This is a genomic window from Stenotrophomonas sp. C3(2023) (assembly GCF_032911385.1).
In the GTDB taxonomy this organism is placed as follows: domain Bacteria; phylum Pseudomonadota; class Gammaproteobacteria; order Xanthomonadales; family Xanthomonadaceae; genus Stenotrophomonas.
Genome location: NZ_JAWJLO010000001.1, coordinates 3129678 through 3147233 on the forward strand (window position 1 = coordinate 3129678; position 17556 = coordinate 3147233).

Annotated in this window: 15 protein-coding genes; 12 read left to right on the forward strand and 3 right to left on the reverse strand. The window is 67.0% G+C overall.

Features of this window, described 5'->3' with window-relative positions:
• Positions 1–30: 30 nt before the first annotated feature.
• Positions 31–462, reverse strand: a complete 432-nt coding sequence (locus RZA67_RS13895) for a CBS domain-containing protein (protein WP_317213316.1) — start codon at positions 460–462, stop codon at positions 31–33.
• A gap of 512 nt (positions 463–974) precedes the next feature.
• Between RZA67_RS13895 and RZA67_RS13900 the strand changes: the two genes are divergently transcribed.
• The 9 genes from RZA67_RS13900 (at position 975) to RZA67_RS13940 (ending at position 11932) form a co-directional block, all read left to right on the forward strand.
• Entirely contained in the window at positions 975–2252 is a 1278-nt protein-coding gene (locus RZA67_RS13900; protein WP_317213317.1) for an efflux RND transporter periplasmic adaptor subunit, read from the forward strand.
• 28 nt (positions 2253–2280) lie between these two features.
• Complete coding sequence (locus RZA67_RS13905; RefSeq protein ID WP_317213318.1) at positions 2281–2991, forward strand: ABC transporter ATP-binding protein; 711 nt, start codon at positions 2281–2283, stop codon at positions 2989–2991.
• A gap of 45 nt (positions 2992–3036) precedes the next feature.
• The gene (locus RZA67_RS13910) at positions 3037–4341 is read left to right on the forward strand and encodes an ABC transporter permease (RefSeq protein ID WP_317213319.1); all 1305 of its coding nucleotides are present in this window, start codon (positions 3037–3039) and stop codon (positions 4339–4341) included.
• Positions 4342–4355: 14 nt separating this feature from the next.
• Entirely contained in the window at positions 4356–5576 is a 1221-nt protein-coding gene (locus tag RZA67_RS13915) for an FtsX-like permease family protein (protein WP_317213320.1), read from the forward strand.
• Positions 5577–5589: 13 nt separating this feature from the next.
• On the forward strand, positions 5590–6903 hold the full coding sequence (locus RZA67_RS13920) for an ABC transporter permease (protein ID WP_317213321.1): 1314 nt from the start codon (positions 5590–5592) through the stop codon (positions 6901–6903).
• 52 nt (positions 6904–6955) lie between these two features.
• Positions 6956–8170: an ABC transporter permease gene (locus tag RZA67_RS13925; protein WP_317213322.1), complete on the forward strand. Its 1215-nt coding sequence runs from the start codon at positions 6956–6958 to the stop codon at positions 8168–8170.
• Positions 8171–8332: 162 nt separating this feature from the next.
• Entirely contained in the window at positions 8333–9673 is a 1341-nt protein-coding gene (locus RZA67_RS13930) for a sigma-54 dependent transcriptional regulator (RefSeq protein ID WP_317213323.1), read from the forward strand.
• Entirely contained in the window at positions 9670–11016 is a 1347-nt protein-coding gene (locus RZA67_RS13935) for an ATP-binding protein (protein ID WP_317213324.1), read from the forward strand. The genes RZA67_RS13930 and RZA67_RS13935 overlap by 4 nt, the downstream gene beginning before the upstream one ends.
• A 376-nt stretch (positions 11017–11392) precedes the next feature.
• The gene (locus RZA67_RS13940; protein ID WP_317213325.1) at positions 11393–11932 is read left to right on the forward strand and encodes a hypothetical protein; all 540 of its coding nucleotides are present in this window, start codon (positions 11393–11395) and stop codon (positions 11930–11932) included.
• A gap of 142 nt (positions 11933–12074) precedes the next feature.
• Here RZA67_RS13940 and glmU read toward each other — a convergent pair whose 3' ends face one another.
• On the reverse strand, positions 12075–13442 hold the full coding sequence (glmU, locus tag RZA67_RS13945; protein WP_317213326.1) for a bifunctional UDP-N-acetylglucosamine diphosphorylase/glucosamine-1-phosphate N-acetyltransferase GlmU: 1368 nt from the start codon (positions 13440–13442) through the stop codon (positions 12075–12077).
• Positions 13443–13530: 88 nt separating this feature from the next.
• Between glmU and RZA67_RS13950 the strand changes: the two genes are divergently transcribed.
• Genes RZA67_RS13950 through RZA67_RS13960 form a run of 3 tightly spaced genes read left to right on the forward strand, consistent with a single transcriptional unit; the run spans position 13531 to position 16924 of the window.
• Positions 13531–15546, forward strand: coding sequence for a hypothetical protein (locus tag RZA67_RS13950; protein WP_317213327.1), 2016 nt, complete (start codon positions 13531–13533; stop codon positions 15544–15546).
• Positions 15543–16544: a glycosyltransferase family 2 protein gene (locus tag RZA67_RS13955; RefSeq protein WP_317213328.1), complete on the forward strand. Its 1002-nt coding sequence runs from the start codon at positions 15543–15545 to the stop codon at positions 16542–16544. The genes RZA67_RS13950 and RZA67_RS13955 overlap by 4 nt, the downstream gene beginning before the upstream one ends.
• Entirely contained in the window at positions 16541–16924 is a 384-nt protein-coding gene (locus RZA67_RS13960; RefSeq protein WP_317213329.1) for a GtrA family protein, read from the forward strand. The genes RZA67_RS13955 and RZA67_RS13960 overlap by 4 nt, the downstream gene beginning before the upstream one ends.
• Here RZA67_RS13960 and RZA67_RS13965 read toward each other — a convergent pair.
• Positions 16901–17512 (reverse strand): chorismate mutase, encoded by a 612-nt coding sequence (locus tag RZA67_RS13965; protein WP_317213330.1) that lies wholly within the window; start codon positions 17510–17512, stop codon positions 16901–16903. The two genes, RZA67_RS13960 and RZA67_RS13965, sit on opposite strands and share 24 nt — an antisense overlap.
• Between the last annotated feature and the right edge of the window lie 44 nt (positions 17513–17556).

Here is a 17556-nt window from a genome sequence, read left to right on the forward strand (position 1 = left end):
CGCTACCAGCGGCGGAGCCCCGCCTTGCCGTCAATGCGCGGCGCGGTAGATGTCCTGCAGCACGGCCTTTTCCATCTCCAGTTCGCTCAGCAGGTTCTTGACGATGTCACCCAGGCTCAGAATACCGACCAGGCGCGTGCCTTCCGTCACCATCAGGTGGCGGCGACGCGAATAGGTCATCAGCGACATCGCCTGCTTGAGCGTGGCTTCCGGACCGATGCCTTCCAGCCCGGTGGCCGGCACGGTGGAGATCACGCGGCGGCCCGCCTGCGGACCGTCCTCAGCCAGAGCGTTGACGATGTCCTTCTCGGAGATGATGCCGATCGGGGCGCCATCACGCGTCACCACCAGAGCGGCGATGCGGTTGGCGCTCATCTTGTGCGCGGCCGAGCTGATGGTGTCTTCCGCATCGATGGTGATGACGGCTTCTTTCTTCGACTGCAGGAGCTGGCTGACGTTCATGCTTGTTTCCCATTGCAGGTAACGGATCGAATGCGCTTGCCGTGCGGTCCCTCCCGGGATCAACGCTGCAGGCACGTGGGGCGCGCAGGGCAGTCCTTGCTCGGGTGGGGCGGCTCGCACAGGTAGTCGCTGGTTACCGGACAACGGATTACTGGATCTGCTGCACTGTCGAGAATCCCACTTTGCATGAAACACGCGCTGAACAAGGCGCACGTACGCCTCTCAAGTTCCGCAGCCGGCGGTCGAACGACCACCCCGATGGCGGCGCACGCGACGTTATCGCGTCGACCCTGCCGCGCTGCGCGCGGGCGCCGCCCGTGGGGTCGGCACTACCTCGGCATCGACAACCTGCGCTGGGGGCGCGGCCAGGCGTCCGCGACCTGTCCGCCATGGTGTCCGCGGACAACCGGACACTCCGCCGATCAACTGTAAGACGTTGAATATTAATAGTTAAATAGTTGGCACGGGATGTGCAACAGGGAGCAGGTACTCCACTCCAGGCGCTGCGCCCGATGATCCGCGACACCTCTGCCCAAGACCAGGTCATGTCCTCCCCTGCCACCGGTCGTGCTGCGCTGCTGCGCCGCTATCGCTGGCCGGCGGTGATCGCGCTGCTGCTGGTGCTGGGCACCGGCTTCGCCGCCAGGACGTGGCTCAATGCCAGCCGCTCCATCGATGGCAGCCGCGTGCGCATCGCTGCGGTAACGCGCGGCGACCTGGTGCGCGACATCGCCGCCGATGGCAAGGTCATTGCGGCCAACAGCCCGGTGCTCTACGCCATTTCGGCCGGCACGGTGACCCTGAAGGTGGTCGCCGGTGATGTGGTCAAGCAGGGTCAGGAGCTGGCAGTCATCGACAGCCCCGAACTGCGGAGCAAGCTGGCCCAGGAGCAGGCCACCCTGGCCGGCCTGGAAGCTGAAGCCAGCCGCGCCTCGCTGGATGCCACCCTGGCGCGTGCCAAATCGCGCAAGGACACCGACCAGGCCGGCATCGAGCGCACCGCGGCCGAGCGTGATCTGCAGCGCTATCAGCGCGGCTTCGAAGGTGGGGCGGTGCCGGCCATCGACCTGGCGCGTGCGCAGGACGCGATGAAAAAAGCGGACATGGAACTGGCCAACGCCCGCACCGATGCCCGGCTGCAGGGCCAGGGCGCCGACCTCGATGCGCGCAACAAGCGGCTGCTGGCCGAGCGCCAGCGCGCCGTGGTGGCCGAGGTGCAGCGCCAGGTCGATGCGCTGACCCTGCGCGCGCCCTTCGATGGCCAGGTTGGCCAGGTGCAGGCCACCCAGCACACCAATGTCATCGCCAACGCCCCGATCCTCGGCGTGGTCGACCTGTCGCGCTTCGAGATCGAAATCAAGGTGCCGGAGAGTTTCGCCCGCGATCTGGCCATCGGCATGCCGGCCCAGCTCACCAGCGGCAGCGGCCAGCCGTTCGCCGGGGAAATCAGCGCGGTCTCGCCGGAAGTGGTCGGCGGCGAGGTCAACGCCCGCGTCCGCTTCGTCGACCAGCAGCCCGGCGGCCTGCGCCAGAGCCAGCGCATGTCCACGCGCATCCTGCTCGACACCCGCAAGGACGTGCTCAAGGTCGAGCGCGGCCCGTTCATCGAGCAATCCGGCGGTCGCTATGCCTACGTGCTCGACGGCAGTACCGCCGTGCGCCGTCCGGTGCAGCTTGGCGTCAGCAGCCTCGGCGAAGTCGAAGTGGTATCCGGCGTGCAGCCGGGCGACAGGATCGTCGTATCCGGCGCCGACCTGTTCGGCGAGAACGAACGCGTTTCCATCAACTGATCCCCCTCATTCCGCAAAGGAACCTGCCATGCTCCAGATGCAGTCCGTCTCCAAGGTCTTCCGTACCGAACAGGTTGAAACCCACGCGCTGCGTTCGCTGGACCTGCACGTGCGCGAAGGCGAGTTCGTCGCCGTCACCGGCCCGTCCGGCTCAGGCAAGACCACCTTCCTCAACATCGCCGGCCTGCTGGAAACCTTCACCAGCGGTACCTACCTGCTGGACGGCCAGGACGTCAGCCAGCTCGGCGACGATGCGCGCAGCCGTCTGCGCAACCAGAAGATCGGTTTCATCTTCCAGGGCTTCAACCTGATTCCCGATCTCAACCTGTTCGACAACGTCGACGTGCCTCTGCGCTACCGCGGCATGACCGCGGCAGACCGCCGCCAGCGCATCGAACAGGCCCTGACCAACGTGGGTCTCGGCTCGCGCATGAAGCACTACCCGGCCGAGCTCTCCGGCGGGCAGCAGCAGCGCGCCGCCATTGCCCGCGCGCTGGCCGGAAGCCCCCGCCTGCTGCTGGCCGACGAACCCACCGGAAACCTGGACACGCAGATGGCCCGTGGCGTGATGGAGCTGCTGGAAGAAATCAATGCGGCCGGCACCACCATCGTCATGGTCACCCACGACCCGGAACTGGCCGCACGCGCGCAGCGCAACGTGCACATCGTCGATGGCCAGGCCACCGACCTGCTGCGCGAGCCGGTGCTGGCCACCCGCGCCGCCAGCGTGACCGCCTGATTCCTCCGCCACTTCCAATGGCCGTGCAGGCCGCAGGACACGCCCATGTTCTTCTATTACTTCAGGCTGGCCCTACGCAGTTTCGCCCGCAACAAGGTGCTTACCAGCCTGATGGTGCTGGCCATCGCGCTGGGTATCGGTGCCTCGATGACCACCCTGACCGTGTTCAAGGTGCTGGCCGGCGATCCGATCCCGCACAAAAGTGACAAGCTCTACTACGTGCAGCTGGACCCCGCTACCCGCGAGGGCTACCAGCCTGACCAGGAACCGGAAAGCCAACTCACCCGCTTCGATGCGGAGGAGCTGCTGCGCCAGGGCAAGGCCAAGCGTCAGGCGGTGATGACCGGCGGCGGTGGCATCGTCGAGCCCCGCATCGACGCGCTCAAGCCCTTCAGCGTGGACGCCCGCTACACCTCTGCCGATTTCTTCCCGATGTTCGACACCCCCTTCCTGTTCGGCCAGGGCTGGAGTGCCGCCGAGGACGAAGGCCATGCCCGCGTGGCGGTTATCGGTCGCGAGCTGAATGAGAAACTGTTCAAGGGCGAGAACAGTGTCGGCCGCGAAGTGATCTTCGATGGGCATCCACTGCGCATCGTCGGCGTGCTCGACACCTGGGGCCCCAAGCCGAAGTTCTACGACCTGATGACCGGCAGGTACGGCCGTCCCGAAGCCATCGTGCTGCCCTACAGCGTTGCCATCGAGCTGCGGCTGGACCGCAACGGCAGCATGAACTGCTTTGGCCGCGAGCTGGTCAACGACAACCAGGCGCTGAACGTGCCGTGCGCCTGGCTGCAGTACTGGGTCGAGCTGGACACCCCGCAGGACGCCGCTGCGTACAAGGCCTACCTGGATAATTACTCCGACCAGCAGCGCGCGGCCGGCCGCTTCGAGCGCCCGGCCAACACCCGCCTGCGCGCGGTGATGGACCACCTTGCCTTCAACAATGCGGTGCCGGGCGACGTGCGCCTGCAGATGTGGCTGGCCTTCGGCTTCCTGCTGGTCTGCCTGGTCAATACCGTGGGACTGCTGCTGGCCAAGTTCCTGCGCCGCAGCGGAGAAATCGGCGTACGGCGTGCGCTGGGTGCCAGCCGCATGGACATCTTCCGCCAGTGCCTGATGGAAGCGGGCACGATTGGTCTGGCCGGCGGCATTCTCGGCCTTGGCCTGGCCCTGCTCGGCCTGTGGGCGGTGCGCCATCGCCCCGCCAGCTACGCCGAGCTGGCCCATCTGGACGGCAGCATGCTGCTGCTCACCTTCGCCCTGGCCGTCGGTGCCAGCCTGCTGGCCGGCATCATTCCTGCATGGCGCGCCATGCTGGTGCCGCCCGCGCTGCAGCTCAAGAGCCAATGACACAGGAACCTGCCATGGAAATCCGTCCGATCCTGTCCACCCTGTCGCGTCACAAGACCGCTGCCGCGCTGATCGTGCTGGAAATCGCGCTGAGCTGCGCGATCATCTGCAATATTCTTTTCATCATTTCCCAGCGACTGTCGACGCTGTCCACACCCAGCGGTGTCGACGAAGCCCATCTGGTGGAAATCGCGTTGAGCGGCATCGGCAAGCAGGCCGACGCCGATGCACGTACGGCCGAGGACCTGGCTGCACTGCGCAGTGTTCCTGGCGTGGAAAGCGTGGCCATCCTCAACCAGCTGCCGTTCCAGAACGGCTCCTGGAACACCACGCTTGCCGCCTCCACCGAGCCGGATGCACAAAGCACCAGCGCGACCCAGTACATGGTGGGCGAACATACGCTGCAGACCCTCGGGCTCAAGCTGATTGCCGGGCGCGACTTCAACGCCGATGAGTACCAGAGCAGTTCGGTGCTCGAGGATGCGGATGTCAGCGCGATGAAATCGCCGCTGATCATCACCCGCAGCGTGGCCGAGCAGATGTTCCCGGACACCCCTGCCGTCGGCAGGACCGTTTACATGGCCAACATCCCGCTGACCATCGTCGGCGTGGTTGACGCGCTGGCCCGACCGAACCGGATGGGCAGCGATCGCGTGCGCTCGATGATCCTGCCGGTGCGCCTGCACTACAACAACGGCGGTCGCTATGTGATCCGCGTGGCTGACCCGGCGCGACGCGATGAGGTGCTCAAGGCCGCGCTCGCTGCGCTGGACAGGAACGATCCCAACCGTCTGGTCTGGCGCAAGATGAGCTTCGAGCAGGGACGCGCTGAGTTCTTCGCCACCGACCGCGACATGATCGGCCTGCTGATCATCGTCAGCGTGCTTCTGCTGCTGGTCACCGCGCTGGGCATCGTGGGCCTGGCCAGCTTCTGGGTGCAGCAGCGCACCAAGCAGATCGGCATCCGTCGTGCACTGGGCGCCACCCGCCGCCAGGTGCTGCGTTACTTCCAGACCGAGAACTTCCTGCTGGTGACGCTGGGCATCGTGCTGGGCATGCTGGCGGCCTATGCGATCAACCTGTGGCTGATGAGCGCGTATGAGCTGCCACGCATGCCGCTGCTTTACCTGCCGGTGGGCGCGGTGCTGCTGTGGCTGCTCGGCCAGCTGGCGGTGTTCGGTCCGGCACGGCGTGCGGCGGCCGTGCCGCCGGCCACGGCGACCCGCAGCACCTGAGCGGGGACAAACCATGCAAGGTTATTACCTGCAACTGGCAGTGCGCAGCTTCAGCCGCAACCGCCTGCTGACACTGCTGATGGTGCTCACTCTCGCCGTCGGCATCGGGGCGACAATGACCACGCTGGGGGTGTATCGGGTGCTCTCCGGCGACCCCATCCCGGGCAAGAGCGAGCGGCTGTTCCTGCCGCGGCTGGAACCGCGCACGCTTGGCAAGGGCGGCGAACTGGACCCGGAGCCGCTGGACCAGATGACCCGCTACGACGCCGAGGAACTGCTGCGCCAAGGTCGTGGCACGCGGCAGGCGATGATGAGCGGTGGCTCGGTGACGGTGCAGCCCGGTGGCGCCGCCGCCCAGCCGTTCCGCGCCCTGGCGCGCTATACCTCGGCCGGCTTCTTCCCGATGTTCGAGGCACCGCTGGCACGCGGCCACGCCTGGGACGCGGCCGATGACGCGGCGGCGGCGCGGGTGGCGGTGATCTCGGCGAAGCTGGCCGGTCGCCTGTTCGGCAGTGCGGACCCGATCGGCAAGGAGCTCACGCTGCCGCAGGGGACGCTGCGGGTGGTCGGCGTGCTGGACAGCTGGAATCCCATGCCACGCTTTTACGATCTCACCGCGCAGCGTTTCGGTGGCGACGAGCAGGTCTTCCTGCCGTTCTCCACCTCGCGCGCGCTGCGTCTGGACACCCAGGGCAACACCAACTGCTGGGCCGACCCGGGCGATGAGGAAGGCGGCCAGCGTGGCATCAACGCGCCCTGCGCCTGGGTCCAGTACTGGGTTGAGCTGGCGTCCGCCGCCGATGCACAGGCGTATCGCCGCTACCTGCAGGACTACTCCGAGGCCCAGCGGGCGGCCGGGCGGTTCGAGCGACCCGCCAACGTGCGGCTGGACAACGTGATGCAATGGCTGGACTACAAGCGTGTGGTGCCCAACGATGTACGGCTGCAGGTCTGGCTGGCACTCGGGTTCCTGCTGGTCTGCCTGATCAACACGGTAAGCCTGCTGCTGGCCAAGTTCCTGCGCCGCACCGGTGAGATCGCCATCCGGCGCTCGCTGGGTGCATCGCGCCGGCACATTTTCCAGCAGTGCCTGGCCGAGGCTGGCAGCATCGGGCTGGCCGGCGGTGTGCTCGGGCTTGGCGTGGCGGCAGCCGGCCTGTGGCTGGTACGCCAGCAACCCGACGAGTACGCCCACCTTGCCCGTCTGGACATCACCCTGCTGTGGCAGACCCTTGCGCTTGCCCTGCTGGCCAGCCTGCTGGCCGGGTTGTTGCCGGCCTGGCGCGCGATGCGTATTCCGCCAGCGCTGCAGTTGAAATCACAGTGATCCACGCGGCATGCGCAGTCGCTGCGCATGCGCGCTCACACGGGAGCTCTACTTGGACATCCGCCCCATCCTGGCCGCACTGACCCGGCACAAAACCGCCGCGCTGCTGATCGTGCTGGAGATCGCACTTAGCTGCGCGATCATCTGCAATGCGGTTTTCATCATCGGTGAGCGCATCAGCAACACCCAGCGCAGCAGCGGTATCGTCGAGGACGACATGGTGAGCATCACCACCAGCAGTCTGTTGCCCGGCGGCAGCGACGAGGCGCGACGCCAGCAGGATCTGCGCACGCTGTTGGCGGTGCCCGGTGTTGTTGCGGCCAGCAGCGTGAACCAGGTCCCGTACGGCGACAACGTCTGGGCGTCGGGCATCAGCCTGGCGCCTGACCAGCAGCGGCCTACCGTGCATGCCAGCAACTACATGGATGACGGCAGCCTGCTGGCCACCTTTGGCCTGCGCCTGCGCGAAGGCCGCCCCTTCACTGCCGATGAGTACATCGAGAACAGCGCCATGCAGGCCGAGGCCGGTCGCGGGGTACCGGTGGTCCTGCTCTCGGCCAGCCTGGCGCGCAGGCTGTTCCCGCAGCAGAGCGCCCTGGGCAAGGACATCTACATCTGGGGCGGCAAGCCCACGCGCGTGGTGGGGGTGACCGATGACCTGATGGTACCGGGCCGCGACTCCAGTTTCCTGAGCCCGCACGACAGCATGATCCTGCCGGTACGGGTGGCCAATGGCGGCTACGCGCTGCGGACGGCGCCAGGGCAGGCCGATGCGGTGCTGCAGGCGGCGGTGAAGGCGCTGCTGCGTGACGAGCCGAACCGCCTGGTGGAAAGCCAGGCCACGCTGGCGAAGATGCGCGACACCTTCTACAAGCGCGACCGCGCGGTGATCTGGCTGCTCGCCAGCGTCTGCATCGCGTTGTTGGCGGTGACGGCATTCGGCGTGGTCGGGCTGGCCAGTTTCTGGGTGCAGCAGCGTACCCGGCAGATCGGCATCCGCCGCGCACTGGGCGCAACCCGGCGCGACATCCTGCGTTACTTCCAGCTGGAGAATTTCCTGCTCACCAGTCTAGGCGTGGTGCTGGGTCTGCTGCTGGCCTATGCACTGAACCTGCTGCTGATGGAGCGCTATGAACTGGCGCGGCTGCCGTTGATGTACCTGCCCGCCAGCGCGGCACTGCTGTGGCTGCTGGGGCAGGTGGCGGTACTGGGGCCGGCACGACGGGCCGCGGCGATCGCACCGGCGGTGGCCACACGCAGTGCGTGAGGCAACGGCGAACCGAACGGCGCTGACGGCTGGCCGGTGCAGTTCGGCGGGACAGGTCGGCGGTGTTCTGCTCACCGACCGGCACTGCACGACCGTGATCGCAACGTGTAATGTCGCTTCCATCTACTTCTGCGCCATTGGCGCCCTCGCCTGCCTGCTGCCATGCCCCAGATCCTGATCATCGATGACAATGCCAGCGTGGGCACCGCGCTGGATGTGCTGTTCTCGCTGCACGACATCGAGACGCTGCACGCCGGGTCACCGGAACAGGGGCTGGCCTTGCTGGAGGAACATCCGGTCGATCTGGTGATCCAGGACATGAACTTCACCCAGGACACCACCTCGGGCGAAGAAGGCGAAGCATTGTTTGCGCAGATCCGCCAGCATCACCCTGACCTGCCGGTGATTCTGCTCACGGCCTGGACCCACCTAGGCAGCGCGGTCGATCTGGTCAAGGCCGGTGCTGCGGACTATCTGGGCAAGCCGTGGGATGACCGCAAGCTGTTGACCACGGTCAACAATCTGCTCGAGCTTTCCGAGGCGCGCCGTGAGCTGGACCGCCGCCGCCAGCGTGAGCAGCAGCAGCGCGACACCCTGCAGCAGCGCTACGCGCTCTGTGGGGCGGTCTTCGCCGATCCGGCCAGCGAGCGGGTCATCGCCCTGGCCTGCCAGGTTGCACGCTCGACGCTGCCGGTGCTGATCACCGGTCCCAATGGCGCAGGCAAGGAGAAAATCGCGCAGATCATCCAGGCCAACTCGGCTGCGGCCAAGGGGCCATTTGTCACCGTCAACTGCGGCGCCCTGCCCTCGGAGCTGATCGAAGCCGAGTTGTTCGGCGCCGAGGCCGGTGCCTACACCGGTGCCAACAAGGCGCGCGAGGGCAAGTTCGAGGCCGCCGATGGCGGCACCCTGTTCCTGGATGAGATCGGCAACCTGTCGCTGGGCGGGCAGATGAAGCTGCTGCGCGTGCTTGAGACCGGCCGCTTCGAGCGCCTGGGCTCCAACCGCGAGCGCCAGGTCAAGGTGCGCGTGGTCAGCGCGACCAATGCCGATCTTCCGGCGATGATCCGCGACGGCAGCTTCCGCGAGGATCTCTACTATCGCCTCAACACGGTGGAGCTGAGCCTGCCGCCGCTGGCCGAACGCCCCGGCGACATCGTGCCGCTGGCCGAGCATTTCCTTGAGGGCTCACGGCGCTTGTCGGCGTCGGCGGCCGCCTCACTGCAACGCTATCCGTGGCCGGGCAATGTGCGCGAACTGCGCAATGTGATCCAGCGCGCCGAACTGCTGGCGCTGGGCGACTGCATCGAGGTTGCTGACCTCAACCTGCCCCGCGCAAGCACACCGCGCAGCCCCGCACCTGGCGTGGAACCGGACCGCCAGCGGATCGAGGCGGCATTGAGCGCACATAACGGCGTGATCGCCCAGACCGCCACCGCGCTCGGCCTCAGCCGGCAGGCGCTGTACCGGCGCATGGACCGTTACGGCATTCCGCGCGAATGACCGGGTCCTCCTTCACCCTGCGGCTGTTCCTGCGGCTGTTGCCGGTACTGGTGCTGGCCGCTGCGGTTCCGTGGCTGCTGGCCTATTGGATGGACCGGGGCTGGCTGGTGGTGCTGGTCTCGGCGCTGCTGCTGCTTGCGCTGATGTGGTGGAGCCTGATGCGTGCGGTGGCACCGGTACGTTCGCTGCTGCGTGCACTCACCGGCATCACCAGCAGCTACCGCGACGGCGAGTACAACTTCAGCGTGCATTGGCGCGGCAGGGACGAGCTCGGCAACCTGGTGCAGGCCCACCGCGAGCTTGGCGATGTGCTGCGCGAACAGCGCCAGTCGCTGGTGCAGCGCGAGCTGCTGCTGGACACCATGCTGCAGAACACGCCGGTGGCCATGCTGCTGATCTCCGACGGCGGGGATGGCGAGTCGCGTGTGGTGTTTTCCAACCTCGCCGCGCGCAAGCTGCTGCATGGGGGCTGGAAACTGGAAGGCCAACGCATGGCCGAACTGCTCAGGCAGATGCCGGCCGCGCTGTGTGATGCCATCGCGCGCGGTGGCGACAGCCTGTTCGCGGTGCGCGAAGACGATGCGCAGGATGAGGAAGACGAGCAGATCTACCACCTCTCACGCCGGAGCTTCCACCTCAACGGGAGGCCGCACGAGCTGATGCTGATCCGGTTGCTGACCGCCGAGCTGCGTCGCCAGGAAGTACAGACCTGGAAGAAGGTGATCCGCGTGATCAGCCACGAGTTGAACAACTCGCTGGCCCCCATTGCGTCGCTGGCGCATTCCGGTGGCGAGCTGGTCAGGCGGGGACGGCACGAGCGGTTGCCCGAGATCTTCACCACGGTGGAGGAGCGGGCGCGGCATCTGGAGGAGTTCATCCGTGGCTATGCGCGCTTTGCCAAGTTGCCGCAGCCCCAGCTGCAGACGGTGCACTGGGCCAGCTACCTGGCGGGCCTGCAGCAGCAGATTCCGTTCCAGCTGGATGCCGTGGATGCCTCGTTGACCAGCCGGGTGGATGTTTCGCAGTTCAGCCAGGCGCTGCTGAACCTGCTCAAGAACGCGCATGAAGCCTGTGCGGAGGCCGAGCCGCCCAACAGTGATGTGCGGGTGGTGCTGGTGCGGCAGCCGCAGCGGTTGCGGCTGGATGTGCTTGACCGTGGCAGGGGCATGAACGAGGCGGTGCTGCACAATGCGCTGATGCCGTTCTACTCGACCAAGCGCAATGGCACCGGGTTGGGTTTGGCGCTGACGCGGGAGATCGTGGAAGCGCATGGGGGGACGGTGTCGTTGCAGAACCGCACGGAGGGGGGATTGTGCGTGACGGTGTGGTTGCCGATGGGGTAGTGCCGGGCGCTGCCCGGCGCCCGCGCCTGCGGCGGGCCGAAGCAAAGGCAAAGGCAAAGGCAAAGGCGTAAAGCGTCGGCTGGACGTTCGTCCCCGGCCACGGACCGCAGACGGATGTCGGTAGGTGACGACCGTTGGTCGTCACGCTGTTGGTGCGGATGGAGCTGCAGGCGGGCAGCTCGTGCTTTTTCGTCGAGGGTGTCGCGTCATGCCGCCTCGCTGGATGCCCATGCGGTGCTTTCTGCGTCATGGGTCACGGGCCTGGCGGGGGGCTGTGCACAGATTGCGGCGATGCGGGCGTCGAATGCCCATGTGCTGCGACGGCTGTGCCCTGATGACGTCGGTCAATTCTGACCGTCACCGGAGGTCATTCCTTATGTCACGACTCCTGCTGTTGCTGTTGATGCTGTTCAGCGCGCCGGTATTCGCACAGACCGACAACCGCTTCTCCGATACCACGTTCTACGATGCGCGGGTCATCTCGACGTCGCCGCTGCGGGTTCAATACGCGCTGCATGGTGAGGGCCGCTTCCGGCCGAAGGATTTTGCGTCGCTGGAAATGGATGGCACGGCGACCCTGGTGTTCGCTTACGGGCACGATGAGGCCATGCTCTACGCCCCGCAGGTCGAGGTCGATGCGGATCAGAACTATGGGTGGCGCTTCCCGGGCTGGCGCAACGAAGGCAGGGTGACTTCGCTGGCGTCGGTGCTGCCGGTGCGCGAGGCCGCGATACCGCTGCAGTTCATCGGCCCGCTCGACCAGCGCCCGTTGCTGGACGGCAGCTTCATCGTCGAGTTCGGCCCAGGCGTGGACTACGATCCTTCCCGTGTGCACATCCAGGTCGTCTACCTGAAGTTCGGGCCTACCGCGCCGCATATCGATGTGTTCCGCAACGCAGCCAATCCAGGTGGCTGAACATCAGCACCGGACGTGGAGCCGGGCCCTGCCCGGCCGCTCGCCGGCGAGATGACCCACCGTGGCCTCGGCCGCGCTTCGTGCGCGAGCCGACCATGGGTCGGCTCGCGCGGGAATCGGTCATCGCGCCCGGCAGCGGCGTTCAGGAGCGCTTGGTCGGGCGCTGCCAGCCTTCAATCGTCTGCTGGCGGGCACGGGCCACCGTGAGCTTCTCTTCCGGTGCCTGACGTGTGATCACCGAGCCGGCGGCAATGGTCGCGCCTTCGCCGATCACCACCGGGGCCACCAGCGCGCTGTTGGAGCCGATGAACGCGCGGTCGCCGATGGTGGTCTGCGACTTGTTCACCCCGTCGTAGTTGCAGGTGATGGTGCCTGCACCGATGTTGACCTTGCTGCCGATCTGGGCATCGCCAAGATAGGTGAGATGGTTGGCCTTGCTGCCCGGGCCAAGCCGCGTGTTCTTGGTCTCGACGAAATTGCCGACATGGCTGCCGTCGGCCAGCACGGTGCCCGGACGCAGCCGCGCGAACGGCCCGATCTGGGCGGCGCCCTCGCTGCTGACGCCTTCGAGGTCACAGTGGGCACGCACGACGGTGCCAGCGCCCAGCTGCACGTCCTTCAGGCGGGTAAAAGGACCGATGCTGACACCGTCAGCCAGGTGGACGCGACCTTCCAGCACGACGTTGACGTCGATCTGCACGTCGCGGCCGACGGTGACCTCACCGCGGATATCCAGACGCGCCGGGTCCAGCACGCGTGCGCCCTGCACGCACAGATCTCGTGCAGCGCGCTGCTGCCACGCGCGTTCTAGCTGTGCCAGCTGCCAAGGGTCGTTGGCACCTTCGGCTTCCTGCGGGTCCGATACCGCTGCCATCTCAGCCGCGGTGAATTCACTTGCGGCGAAGGCGAACACATCGGTCAGGTAATACTCGCCCTGCGCATTGGCATTGGAGAGCTGCGAAAGCCAACGGCGCAGCGCGGTGGATTCAGCGCTGATGATGCCGGTGTTGATGATGCGGATGCGGCGCTGTTCGTCATCGGCATCCTTCTGCTCGACAATGGCGCCGACACGGCCTTCGGCATCACGCACGATACGCCCGTAACCGGTGGGGTCATCGACTTCGGCCACCAGCACCGCCAGACGTCCGGGCTGTTGCAGCAGGGCCTGCAGCGTGGCGGTCCGGATCAGCGGCACATCTCCGTACAGCACCAGCACCTGCGCGGTATCCGGCACCTCGGGCATGGCCTGCGCGACAGCATGACCGGTGCCCAGCTGCTGCGACTGCTCGGCCCACAGCAGGTCGGTCTGCTCGGCGAACTGCGCGCGCACCTGCTCACCACCGTGGCCGTAGACAATGTGGATGGCATCAGGCTGCAGGCTGCGCGCGGTGGCAATGACGTGGGCCAGCATCGGTTGCCCGGCAATGGGCTGCAGTACCTTGGGCAGCGCGGATTTCATGCGCTTGCCGGCGCCGGCGGCGAGGATGATGACGTGCAGAGGTTGGCTCATGGGGGTATCCCGGGTCCGGCAGATTGTCCTGGTGAGACTGTTAGCATAGCCGACGCCCTTGGTCAGCCCGTACAGGATGTCAGTGATCTTGCCTCGTTCGTCTTTCCTGCTGCCCTGGCTGGGCGCAGTGCTGCTTGCCGCCGGACTGGTGCGCAGCGATCTGCTCGCCCAGCTGCCCGCCAATCGCGCCAGTGAACTGCTGGTGCTGGCGTTGTTGGCGTGGGCACTGGCGTGGGTGCTGCGTCGGGTGCTGCATGGGCGCACCGCGCGCCCCGCCTGGGCCAGCGCGCTGGCGCTGGCGTGGTGTTCAGCGCTGCTGCTGTTCTGCGGTGTGCTGCCGGTGCTGGCCACGCTGCTGCTGGCGCTGGCTGCCTGCGCGCTGGGCACGCGGCTCGCGCCCCGACAGCCGATGACGCTTCAGCTGGTGCTGGGTCTGGCGCTGCTGGCCGGCGCTCTGGGCTGGATGCTGCTGCTGCCGGTGCATTACCGCTGGAGCTACCTGCTGCTGTGCGCCGGGCTGCTCTTCTGGCAGCACAACGCGCTGCTGCCTTCGCTGCACGCTGCACGTGCAAGGTGGCAGGTATCGGTGCAGCAGGCGCCGCGCAGCGCGGCGCTGGCGGTGATGATCACCGGCCTCGCCAGCACAGCGTGTTGGCTGCCCACGCTGCAGTACGACGATCTCACCTATCACCTGCGACTGCCGTGGCAGCTGATGCTCTCCGGTGTCTACACGCCAGCGCCGGAGCAGCAGATCTGGGCGTTGGCCCCCTGGGCCAGTGATGTCATCCACGCCTTCGCGCAGGTGCTGGCCGGGGCCGAGGCCCGTGGGCCGGTCAATGCGCTGTGGCTGCTGGTGCTGGGTGCCGGTGCGTGGGAGCTTGCCCGGCGGCTCTCGGCCAGGCCGCTGCTGCGCTGGTTGGCGGTGGCGCTGGTGGCCAGCCTGCCGCTGACGCCGGGCCTGGCGACCAGCATGCAGACCGAGCTCTCCAGCGCGGCCGTGCTGGTGTGGATGTGTGCGCTGACCGCCGCAGCACCCAAGGGTGGCCTGCGCTTCTGGCTGCAGTTGGCGGTACTGGCGGGCCTGCTCGCCGCAAGCAAGACCATGGCGGCAGCCACGGCCATTCCGGTGCTGCTGTGGGCGCTGCTCCGCCACCCGTGGCCCTCTGTGTCGCGCATCGTGCTCGTCATCGCGACCGGACTGGTCGTGGGAGGCGCAAGCTACGCGCAGTCCACATGGCTCACCGGCAATCCGGTGCTGCCGCTGTTCAACGGCGTGTTCCAGTCGCCGTACTACGCGCCGGTCAATTTTGCCGACGCGCGCTACCAGCTGGGTTTCAATGCGGCACTGCCATGGTCGTTGACCTTTGACAGTGCGCGTTACTTCGAATCGCGCAACGGCGCTGCGGGTGTGGTTCTGGTTGCGCTGGCTGGCTGTTGGCTGCTGGCTCTGCTGCGTCCGGCCACGCGCGCGGCGGCGCTGGTCACCGCCGCGGTGCTGGTGGTGCCGCTGCTGCCGGTGCAGTACCTGCGTTATGCCTATCCGGGTCTGGTGCTGCTGTGCGTCGTGGCCGCTGCGGCGGTCAACGACCTGCCGCTGCGCGCCGCGGTCGGCCTGCTGGCCGCGGTGTGCGTCATCAATGTGGGCCTGCACGCCAACGGCAACTGGATGCTGCGCGGTGGCGCGGTGAAGCAGCTTGTCCTCGCCGGTGGCGATGTGCAGCCCTTGCAGGAGCACTATGCGCCCGAACGTGCGCTGGCCTCCGCCCTGCGCGACGGCGGCCGGACCGATGGCACGATACTGCTGCTGGATGCCGGCGAGCCGTTCGCCGCCGAGTTCGGCCAGCGCGGGCGCAGCGTCAGCTGGTATGCACCGCGCAACCAGCAGGCCGCCGCCGCTGCGGAACAGGACCCGCTGGGCAACCGGTGGAGCATGTTGCTGCATACGCTGCAGGTCAGCGAGGTGATCCTGCGCACAGAGACCCTTACTGCCCCCCAGCAACGCGCCCTGCAGCTGCGCAGCGCGGTACTGCGCGAGGAACGGGGTGGACGGCAATGGTGGTCATTGCCCGCAGCCGGCCCATCGCCAGGCAAGGAGGCACAATGATTGCGCCCCGTGGCATCGCCGTGGTCATCCCCAGCTACCGCGTGTCCAGCCAGCTGCTGCCACTGATCGAACAGATCGGCCCGGAAGTGGAGTGGATCTTCGTTATCGACGATGCCTGCCCCGAGCAAAGTGGTGAGCAGGTGAAGCAGCGCTGCACCGACCCCCGCGTGCAGGTGGTGACCCACGAATGCAACGGCGGCGTCGGTGCTGCGGTGCTGACCGGTTATCGCCACGCCTTGACTACCGAGGCGGCGGTCATCGTCAAGCTCGACGGCGACGGGCAGATGGACCCGGCCCTGCTGCGCCGCTTCGCCAGCCCGCTGCTGGCAGGCCAGGCCGACTATGCCAAGGGCAACCGCTTCCATCGCATCGGCTTCGTGCGTGGCATGCCGTGGCTGCGGCTGGCCGGCAATGCAGCACTCTCGTTCATGACCAAGCTCTCCAGCGGCTATTGGCAGATCGCCGACCCCACCAACGGGTACACCGCCATCCGCCGCGAGCTGGTACAGGAACTGGACATGGAACGCATCGCCACGCGTTACTTTTTCGAATCCGACCTGCTGTTCCATCTCAACCAGGCGCGCGCCGTCGTCGTCGACGTGCCGATGCGCGCCCGCTACGCGGACGAGAACAGCAGCCTGCGGCCACTGCAGATGATCGGCCCGTTCATGTTGGGCCATCTGCGCAATACGCTGCGCCGCGTGGGCTACGGGTATCTGCTGCGTGGTTTCTCGGTGGCCAGCGTGGAGCTGCTGCTGGGCGCGCTGCTGCTGCCCGCCGGCGCTGTGTTTGGTGCCTGCCAATGGTGGCTGTCGGTTGAGACGGGTGTGCCCGCTACCGCCGGCACGGTGATGGCCGCTGCCTTGCCGGTGATCATCGGCACCCAGATGCTGCTTTCCTGGCTCAACTTCGATGTCGCCAGCGAGCCGCGCCAGCCGGTGCACATGCTGCTGGCCGGCGTGCAACAGCACCGCAGCAACACAGGCGCGGACGCATGAGGCTGCTGCGCCAGGGCAGCGCTTTCCTCATGGTCGGCCTGGCCCAGCTGGGGCTGGACTGGCTGCTGTTCGTCGCCCTCACCGCGGTGGGTGTGCCGTTGCCGCCGGCCAACGTCCTGGCACGCGCGGGCGGCATGCTGCTGGGCTTCTGGTTGAACGGCCGCTATACCTTTGCCGACGGCCGTGAGCATCGTCTCGGATGGCGGCGGTTCGTTCGTTTTCTTGGCGTCTGGCTGATGCTTACTGCGTTGAGCACCGTGCTGGTCAGTACCGCAGGCCGACAGCTCGGAATGCGCCAGGCCTGGCTGGCCAAGCCGCTGGTCGAAGCGCTGCTGGCTGCGGTGTCGTTTCTGATGCTACGGAAGTTCGTCTACCGCTGAGCGCTGCGCCTTGCCGTCGTGCACGCAGAAGCCCACCAGGCTCCGCACCAGCGCGAGCCGCTCGGCCTGCGTAGTGCCAGGGTGGCGCCGCAGCCAGTGCCGTGTCGTATCAGCGGTCCGCGCGGTGCAGTGCAGGTCCGCGCGCGCCCCCTGCAGGTGCGGCCACAGATCAAGCAGCTGTGCGTCGACATGGTCGATGCGCTGACGGATCTGATCGAGCGTCGGTGCGGGCGGCGGTACGCGTCCCAGTCGATAGCGGTAGAAGTCCTCGTGCTGGACGAGCTTGTTGGCCTCGATCAGCTGTACGTAGAAGCCCACGACCGCTTCGGGGTCCAGGCCGCGCTCGATGGCCTGCTCGCGCTTGCGCTGCAGTACGATCTGCTCCCGTTTCACGTCGACCACTGCCACATCGCGCGGGTATTTGTTGGCTGCGACATCGTGTGCGATGGCATTGCGCTGGGCCACCAGCGCCACCAGCTGTGACAGGGGCGCGACCGGGGATGGTGCAGCCTGCAGTGCGCCGACCATGCCCAGCGTCAGCACGCCAAACCCGAGACGACGCTGCAGAAGACGGTTGAGAGGATGCATAGGAGGATCGGCGCAGGAAACTACGGAGAGTCTGCGCAACCGCG